7 protein-coding genes are annotated in these 5,317 nt (G+C 64.5%); 2 read left to right on the forward strand and 5 right to left on the reverse strand.

The window, feature by feature from the left end; all coding sequences use genetic code 11:
• Positions 1–126 precede the first annotated feature (126 nt).
• Entirely contained in the window at positions 127–1,014 is an 888-nt protein-coding gene (locus B7L71_RS05810; protein ID WP_081136594.1) for an ATP-binding protein, read from the reverse strand.
• A 97-nt stretch (positions 1,015–1,111) separates the two neighbouring features.
• Between B7L71_RS05810 and B7L71_RS05815 the strand changes: the two genes are divergently transcribed.
• Both B7L71_RS05815 and B7L71_RS05820 read left to right on the forward strand, forming a co-directional pair.
• On the forward strand, positions 1,112–1,915 hold the full coding sequence (locus B7L71_RS05815; RefSeq protein ID WP_016914930.1) for a M48 family metallopeptidase: 804 nt from the start codon (positions 1,112–1,114) through the stop codon (positions 1,913–1,915).
• 26 nt (positions 1,916–1,941) lie between these two features.
• Positions 1,942–2,199: a hypothetical protein gene (locus B7L71_RS05820; RefSeq protein ID WP_081136596.1), complete on the forward strand. Its 258-nt coding sequence runs from the start codon at positions 1,942–1,944 to the stop codon at positions 2,197–2,199.
• Here the strand turns inward: B7L71_RS05820 and aroE are convergent.
• The 4 genes from aroE to B7L71_RS05840 all read right to left on the reverse strand — a co-directional run.
• A complete protein-coding gene (gene aroE, locus B7L71_RS05825; protein ID WP_081136598.1) occupies positions 2,196–3,017 on the reverse strand; it encodes a shikimate dehydrogenase in 822 nt (273 codons plus the stop codon). The genes B7L71_RS05820 and aroE overlap by 4 nt on opposite strands.
• Positions 3,014–3,991, reverse strand: coding sequence for an oxygen-dependent coproporphyrinogen oxidase (gene hemF, locus B7L71_RS05830; RefSeq protein ID WP_081136600.1), 978 nt, complete (start codon positions 3,989–3,991; stop codon positions 3,014–3,016). Before hemF ends, aroE begins: the two co-directional genes overlap by 4 nt.
• Before the next feature lie 126 nt (positions 3,992–4,117).
• Complete coding sequence (locus B7L71_RS05835; RefSeq protein ID WP_081136602.1) at positions 4,118–4,675, reverse strand: L-threonylcarbamoyladenylate synthase; 558 nt, start codon at positions 4,673–4,675, stop codon at positions 4,118–4,120.
• Positions 4,676–4,722: 47 nt separating this feature from the next.
• Positions 4,723–5,317 (reverse strand): DNA-processing protein DprA (locus B7L71_RS05840; RefSeq protein WP_139790054.1); only part of this gene is annotated, 595 nt, incomplete at its 5' end.

A 5,317-nucleotide genomic window follows, 5' to 3' on the forward strand; every position in this document is an offset into this window, starting at 1 on the left:
ACTGCCCCCCGGTAGCGAGCTGGCCATCACCCCCGGGGATCTGCGCGGCCTGGGCATGACGCTGCCCTCCGGCCTGCTGACGCCGACCATCCGCTTGAACGTCGGCGCCGATGGGCAGCTGATTCCTCAGCGCTGATCGACGCGCTGACGCTCCTCTTGCAGCCGCTTGCGGCCCACGTACTGGGCCGCAAACTGCCACGCCGTTCGGCCACTGCGCCCACCGCGCAGGGTGGCAAAACGTACGGCTTCCGCCCGCGCGCCATCGTCCCAGTCGTTACCGCTGCCCGTGCGATTGACCCAGTGCTCACACACCTCCAGGTAGGTTGCCTGGCTGAACGGATAAAAGCCCAGCCACAGCCCGAAACGGTCTGACAACGAGATCTTCTCCTCCACGGCATCGCCATGGTGCAGCTCTTCGCCTACCAGGCGGCTTCCCTGATTGTCTTCCATCGACTCCGGCAGCAAGTGCCGACGGTTGGAGGTGGCATACAGCAGCACGTTCTCGGGAGGACCGGTCAAGGCACCATCCAGCACGCTTTTCAGCGCCTTGTAGGCATCATCGTTGCCTTCGAACGACAGGTCATCGCAGTACACCACGAAGCGGTGGGGCTGATGGCGCAACTGCTCGACCAGCCGTGGCAGGCTCGCCAGGTCGTGACGGTCGACCTGAATCAGGCGTAACCCTTCGCTGGCCAGAGAGTTGAGCAGCGCACGCACCACCGACGACTTGCCGCTGCCGCGGGAGCCCCACAGCAAGGCATGGTTGGCGGGCAGCCCCTGCAGAAAGGCGCGGGTGTTATCGACCAAGGCCAGCTTCTGCCGTTCGATACCCAGCAGGTCGTCCAGCGTCATGCCATCCCGCGGCGGCACCGGCAACAGCTGGCCGCCCAGCGGGTGGCGTTGCCAAATGGCCGCCACATGGGTCTGCCAATCCACCGGGGTGGGCACTGGCGGCAACCAGTGGTCGATGTGATCAAGTAGCTGCGCCAAACGCTGGCTTAATTGCGCATCCATGGTAGTCCTCAGAGTAGGTTATGATAGGAGTTGATTTACCGCTATCAGTGGTTATCTTGTGTGCAAGGATCCCTTCTCGTCTATTAGGAAACCGTCTATGCGCTGGCTTCGTCCCTTTGCCGTCACCGCTTTGTGCGCCTCTCTGGCTGCCTGCTCCACGTCCCCCACCGGCCGTTCGCAGCTACTGCTGCTCTCGGATGACCAGCTCAATCAGATGGGCCAGCAGGCGTTCGCGCAGTACCAGCGCGACGTACCCACAGCTAACCAGGCGAGCCACCGCTACGTCCAGTGCATCACCAACGCCATCGTCGACATTCTGCCCGGCGAACAGCGTAATCTGGATTGGCAAATTCGCGTGTTCGAGTCCGAGCAGCCCAACGCCTTCGCCCTCCCAGGGGGCTACATGGGCGTCAATACCGGCATGCTGAACGTGGCCACCAACCAGGATCAGCTGGCATCGGTTATCGGTCACGAGATCGGCCACGTGCTGGCACGCCATGCCAACGAGCGCGCCTCCACCCAAAGCGCCACTTCGCTTGGCCTGTCGGTCATTTCCAGCGCCTCCGGCATGCAAACCCCGGCAGGCCAGCAGTTGATGGGCGTGCTGGGCATGGGCGCCGAGTACGGCATTTCGCTGCCCTTCTCTCGCCGCCATGAAAGCGAAGCCGATGTCATCGGTCTGCAGCTGATGGCACAGGCAGGCTTCGATCCCCGCGAAAGCGTCACTCTGTGGGAAAACATGCAGGCCGCGTCCAGCGGGGGCGCGCCCCCTGCCTGGATGTCGACGCACCCAAGCCAGGGGCAGCGCATCCAGGGCCTGCAGGCCAACATGGAGCCCGCCATGGCCAGCTTCGAAGAAGCTCGCCAAAGCGGTCGCACGCCCAACTGCCCACGCCCCTGATATACGCTCCTGACATTGAGGTTTAGATGATCCGACTGGGTTTACTGCTGCTGGTACTGCCGATTCTGGTGCTGCTGAGCGTCTATTTCTGGGAGCTGGGCGACGTGCGCGCCTGCCATCTCGAAAGGGGCTACTGGAACTACCTGGAAAGCGCCTGCCGCGAGACGCCCCAGCCGTTCGTCTCCTGGCTGGAGCGCTCTCCCTTGCTGGTGAACGGCGGCATGCTGCTCTCCGTGGTGGGGCTGGTGATGTGTATGGTGGGGTTCTACACCAAACCCCGCTAGCCGCCCGTCAATGAGTGTCGAAGCCGCGTGCGCACCTGAGACGTCTCGGGGCGCACGTTGCGCCACAGAAAGAACGACTCGGCGGCCTGCTCGACCAGCATCCCCAGGCCGTCCAGCGGCCTGGCACCCCGCGCCTCGGCCCAGCGCAGAAAGACCGTGGGCTCGGCCCCGTACATCATGTCGTAGGCCCAGCCGCCCTCGCTGAACAGCGCCTCTGGCAGCGGCGGCAGCGCGCCAGAGAGGCTGGCACTGGTGCCGTTGATCACCACATCGAACGGCCCCTCGATGGCCGCGTAACCGCTGCCAGTGATCGGCCCCAGGTCGGCGAAGGCAGCGGCCAGCTGAGTGGCTTTTTCGGCCGTCCGGTTGGCCACCTGCAGGCAGGCAGGCTCTTCCGCCAGCAACGGCTCCAGCACGCCCCGCACGGCACCGCCAGCGCCCAGCACCAGCAGGCGCTTACCCTTCAGCGTCACTCCCTGATAGGCAAGGTCACGTACCAGCCCGACCCCATCCGTGGTATCGCCATAGGTGCGGCCATTGCCGCCGACGATCAGCGTATTGACGGCCTGCGCGCGCTTGGCCCGGTGGCTGAGCGTGTCGCACAGCGCAAAGGCATCGCCTTTGAAAGGCACGGTCACATTGGCACCGCGCCCGCCCGCCGCCACGAAGGCCTGCCAGGCACGAGCGAAGCCGTCGGTGGGGGCCAGCTGCGCGACGTACTCCATGGCCTGCTCGGTCTGGCGGGCAAACTCAGCGTGAATCATCGGAGATTTGGAGTGCTCGATGGGGTTGCCGAACACGCAGTAACGGTCGCTCATGAGGTCTCTCCACGGGGCTGGCGTTGCGATTGAGTCTGGGTCTGAGCTTGAGACGACTGGCCCGCTTCACCCAGCCAGTCACGCGGCACCAGGTAATCGTGCAGTTGCGCTTCGCGGCTGCCCTGGGCAGGCGTGAAGTCATACTCCCAGCGCGCCAGGGGCGGCATGGACATCAGAATCGACTCCGTGCGCCCACCGCTTTGCAGGCCAAACAGGGTGCCTCGGTCCCATACCAGGTTGAACTCCACGTAGCGGCCACGACGGTAGAGCTGGAAGTCGCGCTCCTGCTCGCCCCAGGCATCGGCCTGACGACGCTCAACGATGGGCAGATACGCCGCCAGGAAGCTGTCCCCCACGGCGCGCTGAAAGGCAAAGCACTCCTCGAAGCTGCCTTCGTTGAGGTCGTCGAAAAACAGCCCGCCCACGCCTCGGGTCTCCTCCCGATGCTTGAGGTAGAAATAGTCATCGCACCACGCCTTGTAACGCTCGTACACCCCTTCCCCGAACGGAGCGCAGGCGTCACGCGCCACGCGATGCCAGTGCACCACATCCTCGAATACAGGGTAGTAGGGCGTGAGGTCGAAACCGCCGCCAAACCACCAGACCGGCGGTTCGCCCTCCTTCTCGGCAATGAAGAAGCGCACATTGCCGTGGCTGGTGGGGACGTGCGGGTTTTCAGGATGCATGACCCAGGAAACCCCCACCGCATGGAAACTGCGCCCCGCCAGCTCCGGGCGGGCGGCGGTGGCCGACGGGGGCAACTGAGCACCAAAGACATGCGAGAAATTGACGCCGCCCTTTTCGAACACCCGCCCATCGGTCATGACCCGTGAGCGACCGCCGCCGCCCTCTTCACGCTGCCAGCTATCCTCCCTGAACGTGGCCTGGCCATCGGCGGCGCTCAAACCCGCGCACAGCCGATCCTGTAGATCCAGAAGGTAGTGTTTGACGTCGTCGAGGTGTTCGTGGGCCACGGTAGCTCCTGGTGAGATGAATCGTGAATCGTGAATCGTGAATCGTGAATCGTGAATCGTGAATCGTGAATCGTGAATCGTGAATCGTGAATCGTGAATCGCTGACAGTGTGACGAAGCCGAGCGGCTAGTCACGCATCACTTTGCCGGTCACTAAATCGCGGATGGTGCTGGGCTTGGCATTGCCTCCCAGCTCTCCGGCCACGATGGCCGCGACTTCCTCGCCAAAAATGGTGGCGACCTCGTCGGCGCTCATGGCGGGTGGGTCACCGGCTCGATTGGCCGAGGTGGACACCAGCGGCCCGCCAAAGGCTTCACAGAGCGCTTTCATCAGCGGGTGGTCGGTCACGCGCAGGGCCACGCTCTGGTGAGCGCCGCGCACGAGGCCATGGCTACGGCCATTATCGGGCACCAGCCACGTATTGGGGCCAGGCCAACTGGCGGCCAGCGGCGCATGCAGCGCCAGGGGTAACTGGCTCAGCCAGGGCTGGAACTGTTGAATACTAGCCGCCACCAGAATGACGCCCTTGGCCGGGTCACGCTCTTTCATGCGCATCAGGTGCGCCAGCGCCTCGTCATTGTCCGGGTCACAGCTCAACCCCCAAACGGCTTCGGTAGGGCAGGCAATCACCCCCCCTTCCCGTAGCGCCTGCACCGCTGCTTTCACGTCAACCGCCGTTTTCATGGACGCTCCTACTGGCTATCGAACCATCAGATCGAGAAAGCGCCATCTTAGCATGCTGCCGTCAGCCGAACCCAGCCACCCGCACGCTGGGCCACCTGCCCTTCCAGCTCCAGCATCAACAGCCGCTGCTGGCACTCACTGACCGACAACCCCGTGCTCTGCACCAGCCAGTCGATGGGCGTGGGGGAAGGCCCCAGCGCGTGCAGCAGGCGGTCTGGCGGCTCTGTCTGGGCAGAGTCTGTCTGGGCAGGGAGCGTTGGCGACATCGGCGCGGGGGCCGCAGGCGAGGCCTTCTCGGCAGGCGCTGCCTCCGAGGGCGTGAGCATCGGCCAATAATGCGGTGCCCAGTGCTGCAGCTCGGCCAGAATGTCCTCCACGTGGCGCACCAGCGTCGCGCCATTGCGCAACAGCTGCAGGCAACCACGGGCTTGAACGTTATGTAGCGACCCCGGCAGGGCAAACAGCTCTCGCCCCTGCTCCAGCGCCAGCCGGGCACTCACCAGCGAGCCGCTTTTCTCGGTGGCTTCGACCACCAGGGTCCCCAACGAAAGCCCTGTGACGATGCGGTTACGGCGTGGAAAAAAGGCCGGACGCGCCACGGTGCCCGGCGGGTGTTCGGAAAGCAGCAGCCCGCCGGGCTGG

The sequence above is a fragment of the Halomonas sp. BC2 genome, assembly GCF_002078115.1.
Lineage (GTDB): Bacteria > Pseudomonadota > Gammaproteobacteria > Pseudomonadales > Halomonadaceae > Vreelandella > Vreelandella stevensii.